The 229-nt window shown below is 69.9% G+C and carries 1 protein-coding gene; it reads left to right on the top strand.

All coding sequences use genetic code 11. The features are described 5' to 3' along the window. Window positions 1-229 (top strand): HAD family hydrolase (locus AC0IX4_RS23455; RefSeq protein ID WP_471831474.1); only part of this gene is annotated, 229 nt, incomplete at both ends.

Genomic DNA, 229 nt, shown 5'->3' with positions numbered 1-229 from the left:
GAACTCTGACCGACTCGGCGCCCGGCATCCTCGCCGGTTTCGATCACGCGCGGGCCACCGTCGGAACCCCACCGGTGGGGGCGGATGTCCACGCGCACGTCGTCGGGCCTCCGATGATCGACACGGTCCGGTCGTTGGGCCTGTCCGAGGATCAGGTCGAGCGGGCGCGCGAGGCGTACAACGAGTACTACGACCGGCAGGGCTGGGCCGAGAACAGCGTGTACGAGGG

The organism is Rhodococcus sp. AC861, assembly GCF_979256035.1.
The sequence above is the reverse complement of the archived record's forward strand: the minus strand, read 5'-3'. Positions and strand labels throughout refer to the sequence as shown.